Here is a 23,874-nt window from a genome sequence, read left to right as displayed (position 1 = left end):
GGCGACTTCCGCCGCACGCGGCAGAGCACGGCCACCGGACGGCCCTGGAGGAGCCAGGAGTTGAATCGACTCAGTAGGTCACTCGGGCATGAGAAGGGCCGGGTGATCCCACGCGTGCTCTCCGGTAACACCCACAGGTACGGAAGCCTTGACGCTCCGGCGCGGCGGCCCTAGTGTCTGGCAACGCCAGATGAAAGGTTTCACTTCGCGGTTGCCCCTGCGGGACCAGGGCGCCGCGTAGTCGGGACGTGGCGGCATGCCCGCTCGCGGCTTCCGCCCGACCGCGTCGTCCGTCCCGCCCCGTCGCCCGGTGCTCCCGGCGCTGCGCCCAGCCCAGGCATGGCGTCCGCCGCCGCCACACGATCCAACCTGCCCTCGAACCACCGCAGGAGACCACCCGATGACTGCCACCCCGCCCCGCCCCCTCCCGCACGACAACGACCGGTCCGCCGCGGCGGACGCTCCGGGGATCGGCCGCCGCCGACTGCTCGGCATCGGCGCCGGCACGGCCCTGGCCGCCGGCTCCGCACTGGCCTGGGGCGGCGCCCCCGCCTGGGCCTCCGGATCGGGCGCCGCCTCCGGCACGGCACCCGACGCGACCGTCGGCTTCGGCGCCGGCACCGGCCGGTGGCGGGCGCGGTTCACCAGCCCGGAGGCGGCCTACGCCCCCAAGTTCCGCTGGTGGTGGCCGAACGGGCAGGTCGATCCGGGCGAGATCGCCAAGGAGGTCGACGCCGTCGCCGATGCCGGCTGCGGGGGCCTGGAGGTCTCCGACGTCCATCACAGCGGGCTGCTCACCCTGGACGTCGCCGGGCACGGCTGGGGTTCGGAACCGTGGCTGGCCGGCCTGGACGCCGCCCTCACCCAGGCCGTGCGGCGCGGCATCACCATCGACCTGACGATGGGCCCGAGTTGGCCCGCCGCCACGCCCACCATCACCCCCGACAGCGACGCCGCGTCCTGCGAGCTCGCCCACGGCGTCGCCACCGTCTCCGGCGGCTCGGCCTACAGCGGCCCGGTGCCCGCCTCCTCGTTCGCGCCTTCCTCCGGCGTCACCCGGCAGTCCCTGCTCGCCGTGCACGGGGTTCGCGCGACCGGAGCCGCCGTCAAGGGCATCACCCCGCTGGACGCCTCCTCCCTCGTCGACCTCACCTCCACGGTCTCCGGCGGGCAGCTCACCTGGACGCCGCCCACCGCCGACACCTGGGTGCTCGTGTCCTACTGGCTGCGCGGTTCCGGCCAGCAGCCCGAGGCCGGCCCGTTCACCACCCCCACCGCCTACGTGGTGGACCACTTCAGCGCCGCCGGCACGAAGGCCGTCACCGACCTGTGGGACAGCACCATCCTGACGCCGCGCATCCGCCGCCTGCTGCGCGGCGCCGGCGGGGCGTTCTTCGAGGACTCCCTGGAGATCGAGACCAGCTCCACGGTCTGGACCCCAGCGCTGGTGGCGGAGTTCAGGGCCCGCAAGGGGTACGACGTCATGCCCTGGCTCCCGATCCTCGTCCAGCTCAAGGGCAAGTACCAGTTCACCTATGACGCCGCGACGACCTCCGGGGTGCGGGACGACCTCAACGCCGTGCTGTCGGACCTGTACCGCGAGAACCACCTGCTGACGCTCCGCTCCTGGGCGCACGACCTGGGGATGGAGCTGCGCGTGCAGCCGTACGGGCTGCAGACCGACTCCATCGACTACGCCGCCCTGCTGGACATCCCCGAGAGCGAGTCGCTGGGCTTCAAGAACCTGGACGACTACCGCGTGCTGTGCGGCGGACGCGACCTGGCCGGGCACACCAAGCTCTCCTGCGAGTCCATCGCCTACGCCAACGGCGCGTACAGCACCACCTGGCACAAGGCGCTGCAGACCATCGGCAGCTTCTACGCCGGCGGCGTCAACCAGACCGTCGTCCACGGCTTCGCCTACGCCGACGCGCCCGGCGCGACCTGGCCCGGCTTCGCCGCCTTCTCCCCGTACAACCAGACCGGCATCGGCTACAGCGACGCCTGGGGGCCTCGCCAGCCCACCTGGGGGCACATGCCCGACATCGCCGGGTACATGGCCCGCACCCAGTTCGCCCTGCAGACCGGCGTGCAGCGTTACGACCTGCTGTTCTACCGGCAGAAGGGCTACACCGCCACCGGCATCGGCGCGCCGTGGTCCACCAACTCCGGTATCCCCACCGGCTGGACGCACAGCTTCGCGTCCGACGCCGTACTGACCCTGCCCGGCGTGGCCGTCGACAAGGGGCGGCTCGCGCCCGCAGGACCGTCGTTCGGCGCGCTGATCCTCGGGCCGGACCAGTTCGGCGGCAACATCTGCCAGATCAGCTCCCAGGGCGCGGGAGTGCTGCTGCGCTTCGCCCGCGACGGCCTGCCCGTCGTGCTGCTCGGCGACTGGTCCGCGCCCGTCTCCACGGGGAAGGCAGGTGCGGCCGAGGACGCCCGGGTCGCCGCCGCCGTGGCGCAGTTGCTGAAGGAACCGACCGTCGTGCAGGTCGCCGACCAGTCCCAGATCCCGGCCGCGCTCGCGCAGTTGGGCGTGCGCGAGGCGGTCCGCTACGACACGTCCAGCCTGATGAACGTCCATCGGGTGGACGGCGCCGTCGACCTCTTCTACCTGGCCAACGCCCGCCACGCCGAGAACCGCGTGATCTCCCGCATCGACCAGACCGCCTGGCTCACCCCCGTCGACGCCTCGGCCGTGCCCTACCGGCTGGACGCCTGGACCGGCGAGATCTCCCGCATCGCCCAGTTCACCCGCCAGGACGGCCGGATCGGCGTGCGCGTGGCGCTCGACCCCGGCGAGAGCACCCTCGTCGTCCTGGCCGCCCCCGGCTGGGCAGGCGAGCCCGGCGCCGCCCAGGTCACCGCCACCGACGCCGACTCCGTGCGGCTGGACGGCCCTGCCGTCGTGCTGCGCTCCGCCACCGCCGGGGCGTACAGCGCGACGCTGGCCGACGGCAGCGTGCTGCGCGGCGACGTGGGCGCGCTGCCCGACCCGATCGCACTCGACCGGTGGACCCTGGCCGCCGAGGACTGGCAGCCCGGCGCGAGCGCCACCGAGACGCTCAAGCCGGTCGTCACCGTGCAGTTGGACGGCCTGCTGCCCTGGTCCCAACTGCCGCAGTTGCAGGACTCCTCGGGGGTGGGCCGCTACACCGCCACCGTGGACCTGCCCGACGGCTGGCGCGGCGCGGCCGGAGCGGTGCTCGACCTCGGGTCGGTCAGCGACACGTTCCGCGTGCGGGTCAACGGCCACCGGGTGCCTCCGGCAGGCGTGCTGTCCACCACGGTCGACCTCGGCTCCCTGCTGCGGCCCGGGCGCAACGTCATCGAGGTGGAGGTCGCCACCACGCTGATCAACCGTCTGCGCACGGTCACCCCGTCGATCTACGGCATCGCCGCCCGCCAGGCCTACGGCCTGCTCGGCCCGGTCCGCCTGACCCCGTACGGCGAGGCCAGGGCCCGCTGACCCGCAGGGGCCGTCGGTGCACCCGCCCGCCCGTGCGCCCGGCGGCCGGACCGCGGTCGCCGGGCCACGGCATCGCGACCGGCCCCGCCGCGCACGCCGCCTCCCGGATCCCCGGGCAGCGGCGTGCGCGGCGGGCGGCCCCGGCGGTTCCGGTGGCGCCGCCCGGGCGGGCCGGGCGGGCTCACGCCGGTGCGGTCGACTCCCGGGGCATGAGCTGGCAGTCGATGTGGTGGATGCCCGGGGCGACGTCCTCGTCGATGGCCTTGAGCAGCAACTGCGCGGCGGTGCGCCCGATGTCGTTCAAGCTGAGGTCCACGGAGGAGAGTTGGGGCCGGCTCGCCTCGACCATCACGTCCCAGTTGTCGAAGCCGACGACCCCGGCGTCCTGCGGGACGCGCACCTCGTGCTCGCGCAGCACTTCCAGCACCCCGCGGGCGATCTGGTCGCTGCCGCACACGATGCCGTCGAACTCCACGCCCGACCGCAGCAGTTGTGTCGCGGCCTGCCGCCCCCAGCCTTCGGTCCAGTGGCCGATCAGCGGCTCGTGGACCAGCTCGCCGCCGGCCTCGGCGAGCACCTCGCGAGTGCCGGCGAGCCGGACCTTGGTGGCGACGTCCTTGCCGGGGCCGGAGATGAACGCCAGCCGGCGCCGCTTGGTGGCGATGAGGTGCCGTGCGGCCGTGCGGGCCCCCTCGGCGTCGTCCGGGACGACCGAGATGTCGCTCTCCCGAGTCGACCACTCCAGCGCGTACACCACCGGGGTGGCGACGTCGGCGCCGAGCGGTTCCCGCGGCGAGGCACCGCTGCCGACCACGAGGATGCCGTCCACGCGCCGCCGGACGAGGGACTCGGTGAAGAACAGCTCGCGGATCGGGTCCCCCCGCCCGTCGCAGAGCACCATGGCGATCTCGCGTTCCGCCAGCGCCTCGATGACGCCCAGCAGCACCGGCACGGTCAGGCGCCCGAAGGTGTCGCCGGTGATCACCCCCACCATGTCGGTCCTGCCCGTGAAGAGGCTGGTGGCCAGCTGGTTGCTCTGGTACTTGAGGGCCTCGGCTGCCTGGAGCACCCGCTGGCGGGTCTCGTGGCGCACCGCGCCCTTGCCGGAGAGGGCCTTGGAGACGGTGCTGATCGACACGCCGGCCCGCTCGGCGACGTCCTTGACGGTCGCCTTGTGCGGTCGCCGGGTTGGCTTTGTTTCCTCGCTCACGGTGCTGACTGTACTCGATGGAGGAAAACTTTTCCTTACGAAGGTACACGCCGGTCGGCACGGTGGATGGTGACCGGCCGTGGCGATCTCCCAGGTCAACCAGGCGCTGTGCCAGGGTTTTTCCGGCTTCCGGACGCGCAACGGGCGTGCCTCAGGCGGCTGCAGAGATCCGCGACCAAGTCATTGCCAGCGGGTTTCGGGTGGGTTATGTTCAGAAACGGAAAGCCGTTGCCATCGCTCCTGCGGCTCTCCCCTCCCTCTTCTTCCCCTCCTCGCCTCCCCCCTCCTTCCCCGCCGGCCCTCCCAGCGGCCGTCCGGGGCTGCCGCCGTGCGAGCACCTACTCACCACGAGGTTGGTCATGAAGCGACACCTGACAACGGCACTCAGACTCACCGCCGCGACCGTCGTCGCCGTTCTGGCGGCGGCCGGGTGCGGCGCGGGCACGGGCGGCGGTTCCGTCGATCCCGGCTCGGTGAAGGCCGAGGACACCGGAGCGACGCTCAAGCTCTGGGTCCGCCCGGGCAACGAGAGCGTGACGGACGCCGTCGTGAAGGCGTACAACAGCAGCCACAAGAACCAGGTCGAGATCACCCACGTCCCGGCCGACCAGTACATGACGAAGTTCGCGGCCGCGGCCCAGTCGGGATCCCTGCCGGACATCCTGGCCACCGACGTGGTCTACATGCCGCAGGTGGTGCGCACGGGCGCGGTCCTCGACCTCACCTCGCTGCTGGCCGCGGACGGGGCGGCGGGCCACCTCTCGCCCGCGCACACCGAGGCGTCCACCGAGGGCGGCAAGGTCTACGGCGTGCCGTACGTCGCGGACACCTCCCTCTACCTCTACAACAAGACGCTGTTCAAGCAGGCCGGACTCGACCCGGACAAGCCGCCCACGACCTGGAAGGGACTGATCGCGGCGGCCGACGCGATCACCGCGCTGGGCCACGGGAACAAGGGGTTCTACATCTCCGGCGACGCCCCGAGCACGCTGGCCTACGACTTCACACCGCTCATCTGGGCCCAGCGGGGTAATGTCGTGTCGTCGAGTGAATCGTTTCAATTCGACAACGCGCCCACCAGGAACGCGCTGACGTTCCTCCAGACGCTCTACCGGCACGGCGACATCCCGGAGACCGCCAAGACCGACACGGGAGACGGCTTCTTCTCGGTCTTCGCCTCGGGCAGGATCGGCATCGACTTCGCCGGGGGCAACGGCGTCAACACCGCGGCCATCGACGCGAAGTCGAAGGGCTTCACGTTCGGACTCGCGCCGATCCCCGGACCCGACAGCGGGCAGATCGGCACCTTCTCCGGCGGCGACGTCGCGTCCATCGCGGCCTCGTCCAAGCACGTCGACCAGGCATGGGACTTCATCGACTGGCTGGTGTCGAAGCAGACCCAGCAGGACGTCTACCTCAAGCTGCCCGCCCTGCCGGTGCGCACCGACGTCCAGGTGCCCGGCTCGCTCGGCGAGCAGTTCGCCGTGCCCGCCTCGCTGGTCCCGCACGGAAGGGTCGTGGCGTCGCCCGCGTACAACAACGTCGTCGCCGACCCGCAGGGGCCCTGGCTCACGATGATCCGCTCCGTGGTCTTCAACGGGGCCGACCCTGCGGCCGCGACCAGGAAAGCCCAGGCCGCGGCGGACGCGGCGAGCCGCAACTGACGGTCCACCAGCCAGGAAGGCCGCCGGTCCGAGGATCCGGCCGGCCCCACCGTATGGGAGATCCCCGCCATGCTCACCACCGTCACCGGGCCGCACCCCGTGCGGCACCCCGAACCCCAGCCGGGACACAGGCGCGGCTCGCCCTCCGCGCGCCGCCGCCGCGACAATCTTCAGGGCTGGGCACTGGCCGCACCGAGCGCCGCCCTCATCGGCGTCTTCTTCGTGCTCCCCTTCGGCCTCATGCTCTGGATGTCGTTCTTCCACTGGCCGGCGTTCGGGCCGCACACCCCGGCCGGACTGTCCAACTACCGCCAGACGCTGTCGTCGGCCCAGTTCTGGCACGCCGTCCGCTTCACCGTCGAGTACACCCTGATCACCTCGGCCGCCGGCATCGCGCTGTCGCTGGCCCTGGCCCTGCTGGTGCGGCCGAGGTTCCCCGGGCGCACCGCGGTGCGGGCCCTGCTGTTCGCACCGGTCACCATCGGTTTCGCGCCGGCCGGCCTGCTGTGGCTGTCGATGACGAACGCCCGCACCGGAATACTTCCCTACCTCGCCCAGCAGTTGGGCCTGCCGGGAAGCGCCTCCGACTGGTACGCGCGCCCGTCGACGACGCTGGCCGTGGTGGTCGTCATGACCGTGTGGAAGACGGTCGGCCTGGCGATGCTGGTGCTGCTGATGGGGATGGACTCGATCCCCGACGAGATCTACGAAGCCGCCCGGCTGGACGGCGCGGGCCCGGCGCGCATCCTGGTCGACGTCACGCTGCCGCTGATCAGAAAGCCGCTCTCGCTGGTCGTGCTGCTCACCGTCAGCACCACCTTCCTCGGCTTCGACCAGTTCTACACGATGACCAAGGGCGGCCCCGACGGCTCGACCCTCACGGTCGTCTACTACCTCTACAAGGCCGCCTTCCTCAGCTTCCAGCGCGGCTACGCCGCCGCGGTGGCCGTGGTGGTGGTCGCGGTCATGGCCGGGATCTCCGTGGTCCAGGTCCGGCTGCAGCGCGGAAAGGTCTGACGGCGATGGTCATGCCCACCCTTGCACGCCCTCGCCGGTCCCCGCGGCCGGCACGCGAGCGCGGTGCCGGTCCGGTCCGTGTCGTTGTGGCCGCTCTGGCCGCCCTGGTCTTCGCGTTCCCGATCGTCTGGACGACGGTCGGCGGGTTCAAGCCCGCGGCACAGGCCAACGCCTGGCCGCCCGTGTGGTGGCCGTCGCACCTGGGACTCGGGAACTTCGCCAAACTGGACAGCTCGGGCACCTCGCTGAGCGCGTACGTCCTCAACTCCCTGGCGGTCACGCTGATGACCGTGGTCCTCACGACCGTGGCCGCGGTGACGGCCGGCTACGCGTTCGCCCGCTTCCGGTTCCGGGGCAAGCGGGTACTGTTCGGCATCACCGTCGGCATGCTGCTGGTGCCGTACCCGGCGCTGCTGGTCTCGCTGTTCACCGTGATGACCTGGCTGGGGCTGACGAACTCGCTGCTGGGACTGGCGCTGGTCTACTCGACGTTCCAGATGCCGTTCGCCGTCTACATGATGCGCAACTCCTTCGACAGCATCCCCGAGGAGATCGGCGACGCCGTCGAACTCGACGGATGCTCCAAGCTCAGCGCACTGCCCCGGGTCATGCTGCCGCTGGTCAGGCCGGGCGTCGTGACCGTCGCGCTCTTCGCGTTCCTGGCCGGCTGGAACGAGTTCCTCGCGGCGCTCGTGCTGCTGAACGACAACGCGAGCTTCACGCTCCCGGTGGCCCTCGTCAACGCGCAGAACGGCCCCCTGAACACGGTTGACTGGGGTGCGCTGCAGGCCGGAATCACCGTCACGATGCTCCCGTGCGTGGTGCTGTTCATGCTCCTCCAGCGCTACTACGTCTCCGGGCTGATGGCCGGGACCGGGAAGTGAGCGCCGCCGCAACGCTCGCCACCGCGCCGTCCGCGGCAGGGTGTGAGCGCTCACAGCCGTGCCGGGGCGCCTGCTCCACCACCCATGACCGCCGTGCCCCAGACGAGATACGGGAATCCATGTCCACTCAGTTCGCCGGCTATCCCATCGACCGCATCGCCACCCCGCACCGCGACGAACGGCTGGTCGTCGCACCCTCGTTCACCGCCGGCCGGTTCGACAGCCACGCCGTGGACTGCCCGTTCGTCTTCTCGCACCACGGGCGGCAGGGGATGACCTACGTCGGCTGGGACGGCATCGGATACCAGACCGGGCTGGCGTGGAACGACGCCGGTCAGGGCTGGTCCGAGGGCCGGGTCGTGCTGGCCCGCGACGCATCGGACCCCCTTCGCCGCTACAACGCCGCACTGACGTCGATCGTCCGGGACAACGACCTTTGGTCGGCGGGGGAGTTGACGGCTGTCGACGGCTGGTACCACGGCACCTTCCACGCCTACCCGGCCGCCGGCTACGAGGCGGGACCGGCGTCGATCGGGTTCGTCCGCAGCCGCGACCTGCACCACTGGGAGCAGGTCGGCTCGGTGCTGCGGCCGCAGGACGGGGCGGAGTGGGAACGCGGCGGCCTGTACAAGTCCTGGCTGCTGCGGCACGAGGGGCTCTTCTACACCTTCTACAACGCCAAGCAGCGCGACGTGTGGCCGTGGATCGAGCAGACCGGTCTGGCCGTCTCCCGGGACCTGGTCCACTGGACCCGCTGCGACACCAACCCCGTGCTGGGCGTGGGCGGTCCTGGGGAGTTCGACGAGCGCTTCGCCTCGGACCCCTGCGTGCTGCGCGACGGGGACTTCTGGGTCATGTTCTACTTCGGGCTCGCGGAGGACGGCCACGCGCGCGAGGGCTTCGCCACCTCGCGGGACCTGCGGACCTGGGTGAAGTCCAAGGAAATCCTGCTGGACGTGGGCCCGGTGGGCTCGATCGACTCCCTGCACACCCACAAGCCGGCCGTCATGAGCTGGAACGGGCGGCTTGAGCACTACTACTGCGCGGTCACGCTGCGCGAACCCTTCGAGCTGTCCGGCCACACCTTGCGCGAGACGCGCGGGATCACCCGCGCCACCAGCGCCGGCATCCCGCCGGCCGCATTCCCCGCGGCCGGCTGATCCCCACTCCCGCCGCCCCCCGTACCCCGCACAGACGAGGAGTCCCCATGAAGAGGACCAGCAGAGCGCGCAGATCCGGGACGACCGCGCGAAGGGCCAGGACCGGAGCCGGCGGCAGCATCGCCGTGGTGCTCGCCCTGCTCGTCGGCTCCCTGCTGACCGGTGTGCTCAGCCTGCCGCAGACCGCTGCCGCGGCCCAGCCGGCGGTCGTGGTCGACCGGACGGCCAGGACCGTCACGATGACCGACGGCGCCTTCCGCATGGTGTACGGCTACGGCGGCAAGTCGGTCGTCACGTCGTTCACCATGGGCAGCACCGAACTTCTCGGCGCGGGCATCTTCAGCGCCGTCCAACTCGACGCCGACGGATCCCGTCTGAGCAGCACCTCGCTGGCCGCCGACCCCGCGGTGACGGTGCACGGCAGCACCGTCACCGCATCGTTCGCCATGGGCGACGGGCGGCTGTCCGTGGACGAGACCTGGGTGTTCCGCCTGACCGGGGCCGGCATCCAGCTCAGCTCCAGCCGCGCCTACGACTGGCGGGACACCTCGGACCGGACGATCCGGCACGACGGGCAGCTCACGTTCGGCTGGGCGCGGGTGTGGGACAACATCCGCCGGCCGCAGGACGGCGGCAACATCCCGCTCGGCAACGCCTACACCGGCCGGAACGCCTTCTTCCTGTCGCAGAACCAGGACCGGTACGGCGTCGAGGAGGCCGGCTTCACCCTGCTGCGCAACGCCTCCCGGCAGGCGCTGAGCGTCACCGCGACCGCCAACCGCAGCACCGCCACCGAGTTCTCCTACACCGGCGACGGCAACACCTACCAGGAGACGGAGCTCAGCAGCGCCCCCGACTGGAGCTACACCGCCGGAAGCGCCGCGAGCGGTCTGGTCTACGGCGGCCACAGCTCCAACGGCACCGGCGCCTACATCTTCGCGCCCGTGGCCACCGCCCAGGCGCAGCGCGACACGATCACCTACACCTTCGCGCCGGACGACTACGCCGGGTACTACTCCCTGGGCGGCACGATCAGCGGCGTCACCGACACGGCCGCCCTGTCCTCGCTGCTCGACGACTACGGCCGCTCCGGCGTGATCGACAAGAACTACGGCATGTCGACCGTCGGGCTGCGCTACCCGGGCGTCGGACCCTACGACATGGTGTACGCCGACCGGACCGTGCTCGGCTACTTCGACCCGGCGATGACGGCCTCCCAGAAGCGCCTGCTGACGTACTTCCGCGACACCGCCCAGGCGTCCGACGGCCACATGAACGGCCGCACCTACCACCTCGACCACCCGTGGGGTGACGGCAGCCTGTACGACGCCGACCCGTCGTACGCCTCGGCCGTCGCCGACATGTACCAGTACGCGCCCGACCGGGCCTGGCTGGCGTCGATGCGCACCTCCGTCGAGGACGCGCTGGCGTTCATGACCGGCCGTCAGTACGACCCCGCGGACGGCCTCTTCCACAACGACCTGACCAGCAGCACGTCGCACAAGGGCATCCGGGAGTGGAACGACGCCCAGTACGTCGCGTACGAGAGCGGTTACGTCAACGAGCTGATGTACCAGGCCCTCGTCCAGTGGTCGGCGCTGGAGGCCGACGTCTTCCACGACGCCGGGCGGGCGAGTGACTACGCGGCCGTCGCCGCGAAGCTCAAGGCGCAGTTCAACAAGGACGACACCGACGGCGGCCTGTGGGACCCGGGCACCGGGATGTTCGCGTACTGGCGCAACGCCGACGGGACCGTGCAGGGCAAGGTCCAGCAGACGCAGATCAACCTGCAGGCGATCTCCTTCGGCATGGTCGACCTGGCACGGGGCCGGCAGATCCTCGACGGGATCGACAGCGCGATGAGCCGCTACCACCTGAGCCTGATCCCGGAGAACTTCATCGCGCTCAACCGGGACACCGAGACCTCGCACTCCAACGGTTTCGAGACGGGTCTGGAGAACGGCGCCATCTACCCGCTGATGACCGAGGAGTACATGCGGGCCGCGGCGGCCCTCGGCGAGCGGTCCCGTTCGCTCACCTACCTCAACAACACCCTCGACCGGTACACGAAGGACGGCTTCAACGGCTGGAGCAGGCTCACCTGGTTCCAGACCGCCCGGCCCGGCGGCCAGGAGGCGTGGTTCCCGGCGAACGCCAACGGCGCGGCCGGGCTGTACAGCGACGTGCTCGGCATCCAGCCCACCGCGACGGGCGTCACCGTGGCCCCGAACATCCCCGCCGCCATGGACGGCACCACCGTCACCAGGACCATCCACGACACCGACCGGCTGTCCGTCACCTACCACAGCGAGCTGAGCGAGACCGTCGACTACAGCGCACCCCAGCCGGTCACCCTCCAGTGGTCCGGGCAGGCCCCCAACACCGGCTACACCGTCACCGACAGCCGGGGCGGCACGCACCGGGTCACCTCGGACGACCTCGGCATCGTGCGCTACCGCTACACCGGCAGCGGCCCGCACACCGTCACCCTGGTACGAGGCAACGCCGACGGCTACGTCCTGACCACTCCGCCGGCCCCGACCGACCTCGCCGCGCACAGCAGCGTCACCGCCACCAGCAGCCTGGAGGACGGCAACTACGGCGCCGCGACGGCGGTGGATGCGCAACCCTTCAGCGTCGCCGGGTCGTTCGGGTGGTCGAGCAACGCCGACCTCACCGAGAACCACACCGAGTCCCTCACCGTGGACCTCGGCGCGGCACAGCCGGTCGGAAGCGTCACGCTGTGGCCGAAGAACTTCGACCGCACCCTGATGGGCAACGACTTCCCGATCGACTTCACCATCGACGTGTCCACCGACGGCACGACCTGGACGACCGCGGTCCGCGAGAGCGACTACCCCAAACCCGCCGACGGCGCCGAGCAGACCCTCACCTTCACCCCGCAGTCCGCGCGCTACGTGCGCGTGGAGGGGACGAACCTGCGGCACGACGAGAGCAGCCAGTACCGGATGCAGCTCGCGGAGGTCGAGGTGTTCGGCCCGTGACCCCGCCCTCCGCATCCGAACAGAGAGGAACCGACATGACCGGACGCCAGTCCGACGTCCCCCGCGGCGAGGGCGCGAGCCGCCGGCAGCTGCTGGTGCTGGGAGGTGGCACGCTCGGCGCCCTCGGCCTGGGCACGCTCGGCATACCGCGCGCCGCCGCGGCCGCACCTCAGGCCGCGCCGGCGGCGGCCCGTCACGCGACGCCGGTCAAGCTGCGCACGGCGGCGATGACCGATCCGCTCGGCATCGACGTGGCCCGGCCCACCCTGAGCTGGCAGCTGGGACTGCCCGACGGCCGCACCCCCACCGCCGAGCCGCTGCGGCAACTGGCCTACCAGGTGCAGGTCGCGACCTCGGAGACGGCGTTCGCCCACGGCCGCCCGGACCTGTGGGACAGCGGACGCGTCACCTCCGCACGGACGCTGGCGATTCCCTACGGCGGCGCACCGGTGCCCGCCCGCACCCGGGCGTTCTGGCGGGTGCGGACCTGGGACTCCGAGGGCGGGGCGTCGGCGTGGAGCACGCCCGCCTGGTGGGAGACCGGCCTGCTCGACGAGAAGGACTGGTCCGCCCAGTGGATCGGCAACCCCGACTGGGAGCGCCCGTACGGGATCACGGCGCCGCTGACCGCGCCGCGGACCGCCCGGTACGTCCGGATCACCGTCACCGACCTGGGCCGGCCCCCATCGGCGATCGGCGACGCGCAGCACTGGAAGCCGCAGCTGCAGATCTCCGAGATCGCCGTGCAGGACTCCACCCGGCCGGGCGAGGACCTGGCCCTGGGGGCCGCGGTCACCGCCTCGGACAGCCTCACCGTCCCCGGCCAGTGGGCACCGGAGCACCTCACCGACGGCAAGCTCACCTCGACCGCGGCACCCTACGGGTACCAGAGCAGCGTGCGGCCGGACACCGACATCTCCGGCGACCCGGTCGTCCTCACCCTGGACCTCGGCGCACCGGTGAGCTTCGACTCCGTGGTCCTCTACCAGCGGTGGGACGCGCCGAGCCAGTGGGGCATCACACCCGACTACCCCAGGACGTTCACCGTCGCCGCGGCCGACGACCCGGCCGGCCCGTACACCATGGTCGCCACCGTCAAGAAGGACGACAAGCCCTACCCGCCGTCCAGCATGCACGACGCCCCGGCCGCGCTGCCCCTGTTCGCCAGGGAGTTCACCGTCGACGGGCAGGTGGCGCGCGCCCGCCTGTACATCTCGGCGGCCGGTATCCACGCCGCGACCGTCAACGGCCAGGCCGCGACCTCGGCCGTGCTGGAGCCCCCCAACACCAACGTCCTCAAGGAGGTGCCCTACGCGACGTACGACGTCACCGCGCTGATGCGCAGTGGCCGCAACGTCGTCGGGGTGGAGATCGGCAACGGCATGTGGGACGTGTTCAACACGCTGGAGAACCCCGGCCGCTACATCAAGGCCCAGGCCGGCTACGGCGCCCCGAAGCTCATCGCCCAGCTGGAGATCACCTACGCCGACGGGCGACGGGACACCCTCGGCACCGACGGCGGATGGCTCACCACGCTCGGGCCCACGACCTTCAGCAACTGGTACGGCGGCGAGGACTTCGACGCCCGCCGCGTGCAGGCCGGCTGGGACCACCCCGGCGGAGACCGCGGCGCGTGGGTTCCGGCCGCGACGACCGGTCCGCCCGCGCCGGGGACCCGGCTCGTCGGCCGGCTCGCTCCGCCGATCGAGGTCGTGGACGTCCTCCCCGCGGTCGCGGTCACCTCGCCGGCGGCCGGCGTGCACGTCATCGACTTCGGCACCAACTGCGCGGGGTGGCAGCGCTTGCGGATGAGCGGCCCGGCCGGCACCTCGGTCACGATGCTGCCGGCCGAGAAGCTGAAGGCGGACGGCACCGTGGACCAGTCGACCACCGGCTCACCCGTGTACGACACCTATGTCATGGCCGGCTCGGGAGACGAGGTCTGGCAGCCCCGCTTCGTCTACCACGGCTTTCGCTACCTGCAGGTGCAGGGCCTCCCGCAGGCGCCCGCACCCGCTGACGCCAGTTTGCTCGTGCTCCGCACCGCCAACGCGGTGTCGGGCGGCTTCACCTCGTCCAGCACGCTGCTCAACAGCATCCACACGATCATCGAGCGGTCCGTGCAGAGCAACATGTACTCGGTGCTCACGGACTGCCCGCACCGGGAGAAGCTCGGCTGGCTCGACCAGACCGGGCTGATCTTCGGCGTGGCCAGCCGTACGTACGACATCGAGGCGTACGCCCGGAAGATCGCGCGCGACATGGCCGAGGCGCAGACCCCGGAGGGCCTGGTACCCACCACCGCACCGGAGTTCGCCCTGTTCGCCGGCGCATACCGGGAGGACGCCAACTGGGGCGGCACCATCGTCCTGGCGCCGTGGGAGATGTACCGCACCTACGGCGACACCACGACGCTCCGCCAGCTCTACCCCGGCATGCGGCGCTACCTGGACTACCTGGCGGGACGGGCCTCGGGAGACCTGCTCGACGGCGGGCTCGGCGACTGGATGGCGGTCGACACGACCACACCCACCGGCGTCACGGAGACCTACGCCTACAAGCGGCTCGCCACGACGATGAGCAGGATCGCGACCGTGCTCGGCCAGGACGGCGACGCGCGGGCCTACCGCGCACAGGCATCCCGCATCACCGCTGCCTTCAACAGCTCCTACTTCGACGCCGGACGGAACACCTACTGCTCCGGCAGCCAGGCGTGCAACGCCCTCGCCCTGGACGGCGGCCTCGTCCCGGCCGCCGCCAGGACCGCGGTCCTGGGCACGCTGATCGACGGCATCCGCGCCGCGGGCAACCACCTCCAGGTCGGCGAGGTGGGCCTCCCGGCCGCGCTGCGCGTCCTCGCGGACGCCGGACGGCACGACGTCATCTGGGACGTCGCCACGCAGACGACCTATCCCAGCTACGGCCACATGGTGCTCACCGGCTCGACGTCGCTCGCGGAGTCCTGGGGCGGCATGGGCACCAGCGCCTCCCAGAACCACTGGATGCTCGGCGCCCTGGAAGAGTGGTTCACCGCAGGGCTCGGCGGGATCGTGCAGACCGCCGACTCGGTGGCCTTCTCCGAACTGGCCATCGCGCCGGCGGTCGTCGGGGACCTCACCTCGGTCGACGCCTCCTACGAGACGCCGCACGGCCGCGTCTCCAGCACCTGGCGGCGCTCGGACACGGCCCTGTCCCTCACCGTGCTGGTGCCGGCCGACACCGCTGCCACGGTCGCCGTTCCGCTGGCGGCCGTTGCCGGGACGCGTCCCGTCGTCAGCGCGCCCCGCGAGGCCGTTCCCGTGGGGCGCGACGGCACCTCGGCGGTGTACCGCGTCGGCACCGGCACCTGGACCTTCCGGGTGACGAGCCCGTCCTGAACCCCGGCCTGCCGGGCGCCGACACGCGTCGGCGCCCGGCAGCCGTCCCTGGGACCGTTCGGGCTCCGCGCGCACAGTGCCGGATCCTTGCGGCAGGTCCTGGGCCGTGCCGCGGATCGCCGGCAGAGGCTGCGCTCGCCGCGGGCTCCTCCCACCGGACCGCCGGCCGGCACGCATCGCCCGCGACGGCCGCACCCGGCGCCGCCTCCCGGGCCGCGCCGCAGGTGCGAACCCGGTCGTGCCCGCCGGAGGGCGAAGGAATATCCTCGCACCGATCAGGGGGCAAGCGTGGCTGACGGGGCGTCGGCACGCCAGGGGAGGGATGGGGGCAGCATGGTGTTCCGTCGATCCACACGGGCATCGGTGAGAAGGCGCGCGGCGCGGGCCACGGGAACCGCGCTGGGGCTGGCGGCCGCCACGGCGCTCACCACCACCGCGCTGGCCGTCTCCGCGGCGGGCACCGCGTCCGCGGTCACCCCGTGGGCCGAGCCCGGGGGCCTGACGACGCAGGCGTACACCATGGACGTGGCGACCACCGCGCCGAACGGCGCGTCCACATGGGTCTGCCAGACGTGCACGGACGAATACCGTCAACTCCTCGACATCGGCCACATCAGCGGCGGCAGCAGCGACGACATTCTCGGCATCACGGCCTCGGGCCAACTCCGGCTGCACACGAGCCAGACGCAGCCGGGCGGGACGTACCTCGTCATCGGCGGCGGATGGCAGACCTACAACCAGGTCACCGTCATCGGCGACCTCAACGGCGACGGGCGGGCCGACGTGATGGCCCGTGACACCCACGGAAAGCTCTGGTACTACGCCAGCCAGAACAGCCTCAGCCAGCCGTTCCGGTCCCGCGTGCAGGTCGGCACCGGCTGGAACGTCTACGACCAGATCATCGGCGCGGCGAACTTCGACGGTTCCGCCCCCGGTTCGCTGGTGACCCGCGACCTGCAGGGGCGGTTGTGGCTCTACGACGGCCGGCCGGACGGCACCCTCTCCGTCCGTCGGCAGATCGGTACCGGCTGGAACATCTACAACCAGCTCATCGGCCTGGACCGGAACCAGGACGGCCACGGAGACATCCTCGGCCGGACGCGGGCGGGCACGCTCTACCTGTACGCGGCCGACGGCGCCGGAGGCTACGCGGGCCGCGTCGGGGTTCCGGTGGGCATCACCGGCTGGCCGGGCGTCAACGCGATCGCCGGCGAGGGCCACCAGCCGGACTTCGGCAAGGGCGAGGTCGTCGCACGGATGCCGAACGGCGACGCCTACGCCTACGCGAGCCGGGAGAACGGCACCTTCGCCCCGCGCCGGCAGATCGCCGTGGGCTTCCTTCCCGCGGTCTACCCCCTGGTGACCTCGACGGTGGCGTTCGGCGACAGCGGGCTGCCCGGCTTCGTCTACACCGCCAGGCCCGACGACGCGGTCGGCGGCACGCTGCTGTATGCCGGCGCGAGCGCCCAGGACCTCTCGCTCGCCGACTGCTCGGCAATGGCCGGCCCCGGCGACCTCAACGGCGACGGCCACGGTGACGTGGTCGCCCGTGACACCGGCGGTCACCTGTGGTTCATCCCGGGCCGCGCCGACGGCACGCTCGCCACCGCCAAGCGGCACCTGATCGGCGCCGGCTGGAACGTCTACCGCACCATCGCCGGCGCCGGTGACCTCTACGTCTACCCGGGCCTGGGCAACGGCGCCTTCGCGGGCCGCGTCCGGATCGGCGGGGGCTGGCAGATGTACACCAAGCTTGCCGCGCCCGGCGACCTCACCGGCGACGGCAAGAGCGACCTGGTCGCCGTCGACTCCGCCGGCCGGCTGTGGCTCTACCCCGGCCTGGGGAACGGGAACTTCGGCAGCCGCGCCGAGATCGGCACCGCCGGCTGGAACGGCTTCCACGACCTCTCATGATCCCGTCGGGTGCCAACCTGCATGACAGCCCGGGCCCGCACCCACTCGTGCGTGGTGTCCCGGCCGCTCGCTCCCTGCGCGGGCCACGTCGGCGGCGCCCGGCCCGGCGCGGGGATGCCTGCACGTCTCGGCGCGGGGAGCTCACGGCTTGTGGGTCACCCAGAGCAGTTCCGCCGGCCAGCGGTGTGCCCAGTCCCGCGGGTCGGTTTTGTTGTAGCCGTTGAGTGTCCCGGGTTCGGGCCGCGGCTCGATGAGGTCGTCGATGACGAGACCCGCGCCCCGCAGGACCCTGACCCAGTCGCCGTAGGTGAGCTGATAGCTGGTCGCGCCGTCGCCTTCGGCGATGCTGTTCAGCCCGAAGTAGTCCTGCTGCAGCGTCGTGGTCACGCGGCTGGCGGCTTCGTCGTAGCAGGCTTCGAACCATGGACTGGCGACGTTGAACACCAGGCGCCCGCCTCGGCCCAAGACGCGCGCGGCCTGCGGGACGGCCAGGTGCGGGGGCGCCCAGCTGAGCCCGCCGAAGTCGCAGAACACCAGGTCGAAGCTCTCGTCGGCGAAGGGCAGTTGTTCGGCGGCGCCCTGCACCAGCGGGTAGCGGGCCGCGCCCATCGCGTCGGCCGCTGCGGTGAGTTGGGCTTCGGACAGGTCGAACCCGACCACGGTGGCGCCCTCGGCGGCGAGCGCCCTGGACCACTGGCCGGCGCCGCAGCCGAGCTCGAGGACGCGCTTGCCGGTGACGTCGCCCAGGGCGTGCAGGTGCGCGTCGGGGATGGAGTACATGCCCCACAGCCGTGGTGTGGCGCCGATTTGCGGGTCGTGCCTGTCCTGGTAGGCGCTGCTGATCTGGTTCCAGAGTCGCCGGTTGGCGGGGATGCTGTCCACGTGCCGACTCCAGCACTGCCTGCCGGGGCCGGTCAACACGATTAGGCCCTGGCCGCCCCTCGCCTCGGTCCGGCCCTGGCGCCGTGACCGCATGGGGTCGCTGGGCTGGTGACCTGCAGCTCAAGGGGGGCGTGAGATCGACGACGCGGACCTGCGACGCCACCGCCTCGAAGAGATGCTCACCTTGCCCATGTGAGGCCGTCGTTGCGGGCAGTTCGGGTGTCCGGTGGGTTCCCTTCGGCGGCGCTGCGCCGTCCTCATGTCAGCGCGTCCGCAGGCCGGTCCGCGTCATCGCCCGGCGTACCCCGCCGCCCGCCCCGGGAGCCCCGAGCGCCGCCGGCCTTGCGGGCCGCGGTGGCCCGCGCCAGCTCGAACGCCGCGACGGGCGGGGGAGTGTCGATCCACGGCTGCGCCCCGCACCACAGGACGCAGACCATACCTACCTCACGATCAACCGCCATGTTCGGGATCCAGCCCAAGACGGCGGAGCGGTGGGCGGCTCTCGCTGGCGGGAGTTGGTCGGACTATCTGGCTGCGCGCCCTATGCGAGCCAGTCGACCTTGAGATTGGTAGGCGTGCAGCGTGCGATCGTGCCCGAGGGGTCGCGGCAATCAGCGCTTCAGGGCTGCTTGTTCGTCTGCTCTGGAGATGCCTGCGCGGGTCGCGGCATGTGCTGGGGCGCGGTCATGTCCAGGAGCGTGACGGCGTCGTGCTCGGGTGTGCCCGGGGTGGTGACGTAGACGCCCAGCCGGTGGCCGGGGGTGCCTTCGAGTTGCATGCCCTGGAAGTGGAGGGTGATGTCGCCGACCTGGGGGTGGTGGAACGTCTTGGGCTTGCGGGTGTGGGTGCTGCGGGTGACCTGGTAGCGGTCCCACAGTTTCGCGAATTCCAGGCTCTTGAGGAGGAGTTCGCCGACGAGGTTGGCCAGGTCGGGGGCGTCCGGGTCGGTGCCGGCCAGGGCGCGCAGGCGGGCGACGCATCCGGCGAGCTGGGTGTCCCAGTCGGCGTAGAGGTCGCGGGCTGCGGGGTGGAGAAACAGGAAGCGGGCGAGGTTGCGCTGCTTGGCGGGCCAGTCCTCGATGCCGGCATACAGGGCGAGCGCGCCGGGGTTGTGCGCGAGGAGGTCCAGGGTGCGGCTGGTGACATAGGCCGGGTTGGGGCGCAGGCTCTCCAGCAGCAGCGTCGCCTGGGGGTTCACAGCACGGCTGGGGGCGGGCGGCGGTTCGGGGGCGTGACGCGCCGCGCGGATCACCAGGTCCTGGAGATGATCCAGTTCGGCGGTGTCGAGTTTCAGGGCGCGGCCCAGGGCGTCGACCACGGACAGGCTGGGACGGGTCTCCTTGCCGCGTTCCAGCCGGGTGTAGTAGTCGATGCTCACGCCTGCCAACGCGGCGACCTCCTCGCGGCGCAGCCCGGGGGTGCGGCGCACCCCGGCGCTGGGGGTGAAGCCGACCTCGGCCGGGGTCACCTGGGTGCGCCGGGCTCGCAGGAACCGTCCCAGCTCGGTGCCGCCGCTGTCGTTGTGCCGCTGTTCCGCCATGCCTTCCAGTGTGGCCCGCAGGCCACCGGCGTGCTTCGGCCCAGGGGCGCCCTGCCACACCCCCCCCTGGGGCTCCCGGGAAAGGCCCGACCTGCCAGGCGGCCGGCAGATCGGGAACGGTGGAGGAAGCGGACATCCGCGCTCCCGCGGATCATCACCGGAACGAGAGCAGGCAGCCATGCCGAACCAGGGACAGACCCGAGCACAGCAGCTCCTCGGCGACACCGCGCCCGAGCTGGTCCGGCTGACCGACGACGTGCTCTTCGGCCAGGTGTGGGCCGATCAGGGGCTGTCGCGCCGGGACCGCAGTCTGGTGACCGTCGCGGCGCTGGTCACCCTCTACCGTCCCGAACAGCTGGACTCGCATCTGCGGCTGGCCCTGGCCAACGGCCTGAGCAAGGAGGAGTTGGTGGCGGCGCTCACGCACCTGGCGTTCTACGCCGGATGGCCCAGCGCGATGTCCGCGATGAACCGCCTGAAGGCGATCACCGAGGAGTAGGGCGGCACAGCCTCCCGCCTCCACCGTTGCTCCAGGACTTCGTTCAGTAGAAAGGGCACTACCGTGCGTGCAACCCGTCTCCACCAGGCCGGGGACGTCCGTGTCGAGGACGTCGCGGACCCCAAGATCCAGCAGCCGACCGACGCCGTCGTGCGCATCGTCATGGGCTGCATCTGCGGCAGCGACCTGTGGCCCTACAAGTCGCAGCCGCTCACCGACCACCCGCGCCAGATGGGGCACGAGTTCCTCGGCGTCGTCGAGGAGACCGGCCCCCAGGTCGCAAGCATCAAGCCCGGTGACCTGGTCGTCGCCCCCTTCACCTACGCGGACGGCACTTGCGAGTACTGCCGCAGCGGCCTGCACACCTCCTGCCCGCATGGTGGCCAGTGGGGCGTGAACGGCGTCGACGGCGGACAGGGCCAGGCCACCCGCGTCCCCTACGCCGACGGCACCCTCGTCCCGCTGCCCGTCGCCGAGGACTCCGAGCTGCTGCCGGATCTCCTCACGCTGTCCGACGTGCTGTGCACCGGCTACCACGCCGCCCGCACCGCCGGCGTCCAGGCCGGTGAGACCGTCGCCGTCATCGGCGACGGCGCGGTGGGCCTGTCCGCGGTGATCTCCGCCAAGCTCCTCGGCGCCGAGCGGATCATCCTCATGGGCCGGCACACCGCGCGTACCGACCTCGGACGCGACTTCGGCGCCACCGACGTCGTGGCCGCGCGCGGCGATGAGGGCGTGGCCGCGGTCCGTGACCTGACCTCGGGCCGCGGCGCCGAGCGGGTCCTGGAGTGCGTGGGCCTGGAGGACGCGCTTCTTCAGGCCGCCGGCGTGGCCCGCGACGGCGGCGTGATCAGCCGCGTCGGGGCCCCGCAGTACCCGGCGGTTCCTTTCGGGTTCCCCGAGTTCATGCGCAACCTGACCCTCACCGGCGGGGTCGCTCCCGCCCGCGCCTACATCGAGGAACTCATGCCGCACATCCTCAACGGCGAGATCCACCCGGGCCGGGTCTTCGACCGCACCGTGACTTTGGAGGAGGCCGCCGAGGGCTACCGGCTCATGAACGACCGCGAGGCCCTGAAGGTCATCGTCCGCCCCTGACCGCTACACGGCCCACCCGCGGGCAGCCGACCCGCGAACCACCGACGCCCCACAGCCGCATCGCACACCATATGGAACGGATGGAATCCTGATGAAGCACATCACACTGCGTGACCTGGAGGTCTCCCGGATCGGACTCGGAGCCATGGGCATGTCCCAGGGCTACACCGGCGCCGGAACCGACGACGCGGAGTCCATCCGCACCATCCACCGGGCCCTGGACCTGGGCGTCACCTTCATCGACACCGCCGAGATCTACGGCCCCTACATCAACGAGGAACTCGTCGGCCGCGCCCTCAAGGACCGCCGCGACCAGGTCGTCCTGGCCACCAAGTTCGGCCTGGTCTCCTACGCGGGCGGCGGACCGCAGCACGTGGACAGCAGCCCGGCCAACATCCGCACCGCCGTCGAGGGCTCCCTGAACCGACTGGGAACCGACCACATCGACCTGTACTACCAGCACCGCGTCGACCCCAACACGCCGATCGAGGACACCGTCGGAGCCCTGGCCGACCTGGTCACCCAGGGCAAGATCCGGCACATCGGCCTGTCCGAGGCCGGCCCCGACACCATCCGCCGCGCCCACGCCGTCCACCCCATCACCGCGGTGCAGTCCGAGTACTCGCTGTTCACCCGCGATCCCGAAGCACGAGTGCTGCCGGTGCTGCGCGAGCTGAACATCGGCTTCGTACCGTTCTCCCCCCTCGGCCGCGGCTTCCTGACCGGCGCGATCCGCTCCACCGACCAGTTCGACCCCACCGACTTCCGCGCCAGCAACCCGCGGTTCTCCGAGGAGAACTTCGCGCACAACCTCCGCCTGGCCGACCAGGTCGCGGCCGTCGCCACCCAGGTCGACGCCACCCCGGCACAGGTCGCGCTCGCCTGGCTGCTGGCCCAGGGCGACGACATCGCCCCCATCCCCGGCACCAAGCGTGTGTCCCGGCTCGAAGAGAACATCGCCGCCGACCAGGTGAAACTCACCGACGCCCAGCTCGCCGAACTCACCAGCCTGCCGCCCGCGGCCGGGGACACCCACAACGAGGCCCAGATGCGCATGATGGAACGCTGACCGGCCCCCCTCGCAAGCACCCGCACATCGCCGTCCCACCTCGTCATCTCCCGGGAGAACCCGTGCAGCACGTCACCTTGAACAACGGCGTCCGGATGCCGATCCTCGGCTTCGGCGTCTACCAGATCCCCGCCGACAAGACCGAGCAGGCCGTCTCCGACGCCCTGGCCGCCGGCTACCGCCTGCTGGACACCGCCGCCGCCTACGGCAACGAAGAAGCCGTCGGCCACGCCATCAAGTCCAGCGGCATCCCCCGCCAGGATCTGTTCGTCACCACCAAGCTGTGGGTTCAGGACGCGCCAGCCCAGGACAACACCCGCCGCGCCCTGGAGACCTCCCTGACCAAGCTGGGCCTGGACCACGTCGACCTCTACCTGATGCACCAGCCCTTCGGCGACGTCTACGGCCAGTGGCGCGCCATGGAAGCCGCCAACTGCGAGGGCCTGGCCAAGGCCATCGGCGTCGCCAACTTCTACCCCGACCGGCTCCTGGACCTGATCTTCAACAACGAGATCACCCCGGCTGTCAACCAGATCGAGACTCACCCGTTCTTCCAGCGCACCACCGACCACGACCTCATGCGCGAGCACGACGTTCAGCACCAGGCCTGGGGCGGCTTCGCCGAAGGCAAGAACGACCTGTTCACCCACCCCGTCCTCAGCGAGATCGGCACCGCGCACGACAAGTCCGTGGCACAGGTCGTGCTGCGCTGGCTCATCCAGCGAGGCATCGTCACCATCCCCAAGTCGGTCAACCCCGACCGCATGGCACAGAACATCGACGTCTTCGACTTCGAGCTCACCGACGACCAGATGAGCCGGATCGCCGGCCTTGACACCGGATCGACCCTGTTCTTCGACCACCACGACCCCGAGATGGTCGCCTGGCTCAGCAAGCGCCGCCTGGACAGCTGAACGACCAGAACACCGCAAGCTGGGGCCATTGCCGGAGCGGAAACCCCGAGTGTCGGGGCCTCCGCCCAGCCCCGGCTACGCCACCGACGCGCGCGGAAGCCGCCACTGTGATCCCCGATCAGCACCGCAACACCCGGCCGAGCCGGCGCAGCGTCCTGGGCGGGGCCCT

Annotated in this window: 15 protein-coding genes; 12 read left to right on the top strand and 3 right to left on the bottom strand. The window is 71.4% G+C overall.

Features of this window, described 5'->3' with window-relative positions; genetic code table 11:
- Positions 1 to 400 precede the first annotated feature (400 nt).
- Positions 401 to 3,472, top strand: a complete 3,072-nt coding sequence (locus ACH4TG_RS20595) for a glycosyl hydrolase (RefSeq protein WP_398243826.1) — start codon at positions 401 to 403, stop codon at positions 3,470 to 3,472.
- 181 nt (positions 3,473 to 3,653) lie between these two features.
- Here the strand turns inward: ACH4TG_RS20595 and ACH4TG_RS20590 are convergent, their stop codons facing one another.
- Positions 3,654 to 4,682, bottom strand: a complete 1,029-nt coding sequence (locus ACH4TG_RS20590; RefSeq protein ID WP_398243825.1) for a LacI family DNA-binding transcriptional regulator — start codon at positions 4,680 to 4,682, stop codon at positions 3,654 to 3,656.
- Positions 4,683 to 5,041: 359 nt separating this feature from the next.
- Here ACH4TG_RS20590 and ACH4TG_RS20585 point away from each other — a divergent pair, with 359 nt between their 5' ends.
- The 7 genes from ACH4TG_RS20585 to ACH4TG_RS20555 all read left to right on the top strand — a co-directional run bounded on the left by ACH4TG_RS20585 (position 5,042) and on the right by ACH4TG_RS20555 (position 17,703).
- Positions 5,042 to 6,346, top strand: coding sequence for an ABC transporter substrate-binding protein (locus ACH4TG_RS20585; protein WP_398243824.1), 1,305 nt, complete (start codon positions 5,042 to 5,044; stop codon positions 6,344 to 6,346).
- Between the two features lie 69 nt (positions 6,347 to 6,415).
- Complete coding sequence (locus ACH4TG_RS20580; protein ID WP_398243823.1) at positions 6,416 to 7,363, top strand: carbohydrate ABC transporter permease; 948 nt, start codon at positions 6,416 to 6,418, stop codon at positions 7,361 to 7,363.
- 86 nt (positions 7,364 to 7,449) lie between these two features.
- A complete protein-coding gene (locus ACH4TG_RS20575) occupies positions 7,450 to 8,247 on the top strand; it encodes a carbohydrate ABC transporter permease (RefSeq protein ID WP_398243822.1) in 798 nt (265 codons plus the stop codon).
- Between the two features lie 119 nt (positions 8,248 to 8,366).
- Positions 8,367 to 9,407 carry a hypothetical protein gene (locus tag ACH4TG_RS20570; RefSeq protein ID WP_398243821.1) on the top strand — a complete coding sequence of 347 codons (1,041 nt, stop codon included), beginning with the start codon at positions 8,367 to 8,369 and terminating at the stop codon, positions 9,405 to 9,407.
- A gap of 47 nt (positions 9,408 to 9,454) precedes the next feature.
- Positions 9,455 to 12,412, top strand: coding sequence for a discoidin domain-containing protein (locus tag ACH4TG_RS20565; RefSeq protein ID WP_398243820.1), 2,958 nt, complete (start codon positions 9,455 to 9,457; stop codon positions 12,410 to 12,412).
- Positions 12,413 to 12,447: 35 nt separating this feature from the next.
- Positions 12,448 to 15,789 carry a family 78 glycoside hydrolase catalytic domain gene (locus tag ACH4TG_RS20560; RefSeq protein WP_398243819.1) on the top strand — a complete coding sequence of 1,114 codons (3,342 nt, stop codon included), beginning with the start codon at positions 12,448 to 12,450 and terminating at the stop codon, positions 15,787 to 15,789.
- Positions 15,790 to 16,152: 363 nt separating this feature from the next.
- The gene (locus ACH4TG_RS20555; RefSeq protein WP_398243818.1) at positions 16,153 to 17,703 is read left to right on the top strand and encodes a hypothetical protein; all 1,551 of its coding nucleotides are present in this window, start codon (positions 16,153 to 16,155) and stop codon (positions 17,701 to 17,703) included.
- Between the two features lie 141 nt (positions 17,704 to 17,844).
- Here the strand turns inward: ACH4TG_RS20555 and ACH4TG_RS20550 are convergent, their stop codons facing one another.
- Positions 17,845 to 18,585 carry a class I SAM-dependent methyltransferase gene (locus ACH4TG_RS20550; RefSeq protein ID WP_398243817.1) on the bottom strand — a complete coding sequence of 247 codons (741 nt, stop codon included), beginning with the start codon at positions 18,583 to 18,585 and terminating at the stop codon, positions 17,845 to 17,847.
- A 619-nt stretch (positions 18,586 to 19,204) separates the two neighbouring features.
- The gene (locus ACH4TG_RS20545) at positions 19,205 to 20,125 is read right to left on the bottom strand and encodes a helix-turn-helix transcriptional regulator (RefSeq protein WP_398243816.1); all 921 of its coding nucleotides are present in this window, start codon (positions 20,123 to 20,125) and stop codon (positions 19,205 to 19,207) included.
- A gap of 178 nt (positions 20,126 to 20,303) precedes the next feature.
- Between ACH4TG_RS20545 and ACH4TG_RS20540 the strand changes: the two genes are divergently transcribed.
- The 4 genes from ACH4TG_RS20540 (at position 20,304) to ACH4TG_RS20525 (ending at position 23,705) form a co-directional block, all read left to right on the top strand.
- The gene (locus ACH4TG_RS20540; RefSeq protein ID WP_398243815.1) at positions 20,304 to 20,624 is read left to right on the top strand and encodes a carboxymuconolactone decarboxylase family protein; all 321 of its coding nucleotides are present in this window, start codon (positions 20,304 to 20,306) and stop codon (positions 20,622 to 20,624) included.
- Between the two features lie 63 nt (positions 20,625 to 20,687).
- On the top strand, positions 20,688 to 21,722 hold the full coding sequence (locus ACH4TG_RS20535) for an alcohol dehydrogenase catalytic domain-containing protein (RefSeq protein ID WP_398243814.1): 1,035 nt from the start codon (positions 20,688 to 20,690) through the stop codon (positions 21,720 to 21,722).
- A gap of 91 nt (positions 21,723 to 21,813) precedes the next feature.
- On the top strand, positions 21,814 to 22,791 hold the full coding sequence (locus ACH4TG_RS20530; protein ID WP_398243813.1) for an aldo/keto reductase: 978 nt from the start codon (positions 21,814 to 21,816) through the stop codon (positions 22,789 to 22,791).
- Between the two features lie 62 nt (positions 22,792 to 22,853).
- Complete coding sequence (locus ACH4TG_RS20525) at positions 22,854 to 23,705, top strand: aldo/keto reductase (protein ID WP_398243812.1); 852 nt, start codon at positions 22,854 to 22,856, stop codon at positions 23,703 to 23,705.
- Positions 23,706 to 23,874: the final 169 nt, after the last annotated feature.

This window comes from Streptomyces sp. NPDC020917, assembly GCF_044333795.1.
GTDB lineage: Bacteria > Actinomycetota > Actinomycetes > Streptomycetales > Streptomycetaceae > Actinacidiphila.
The sequence above is the reverse complement of the archived record's forward strand: the minus strand, read 5'-3'. Positions and strand labels throughout refer to the sequence as shown.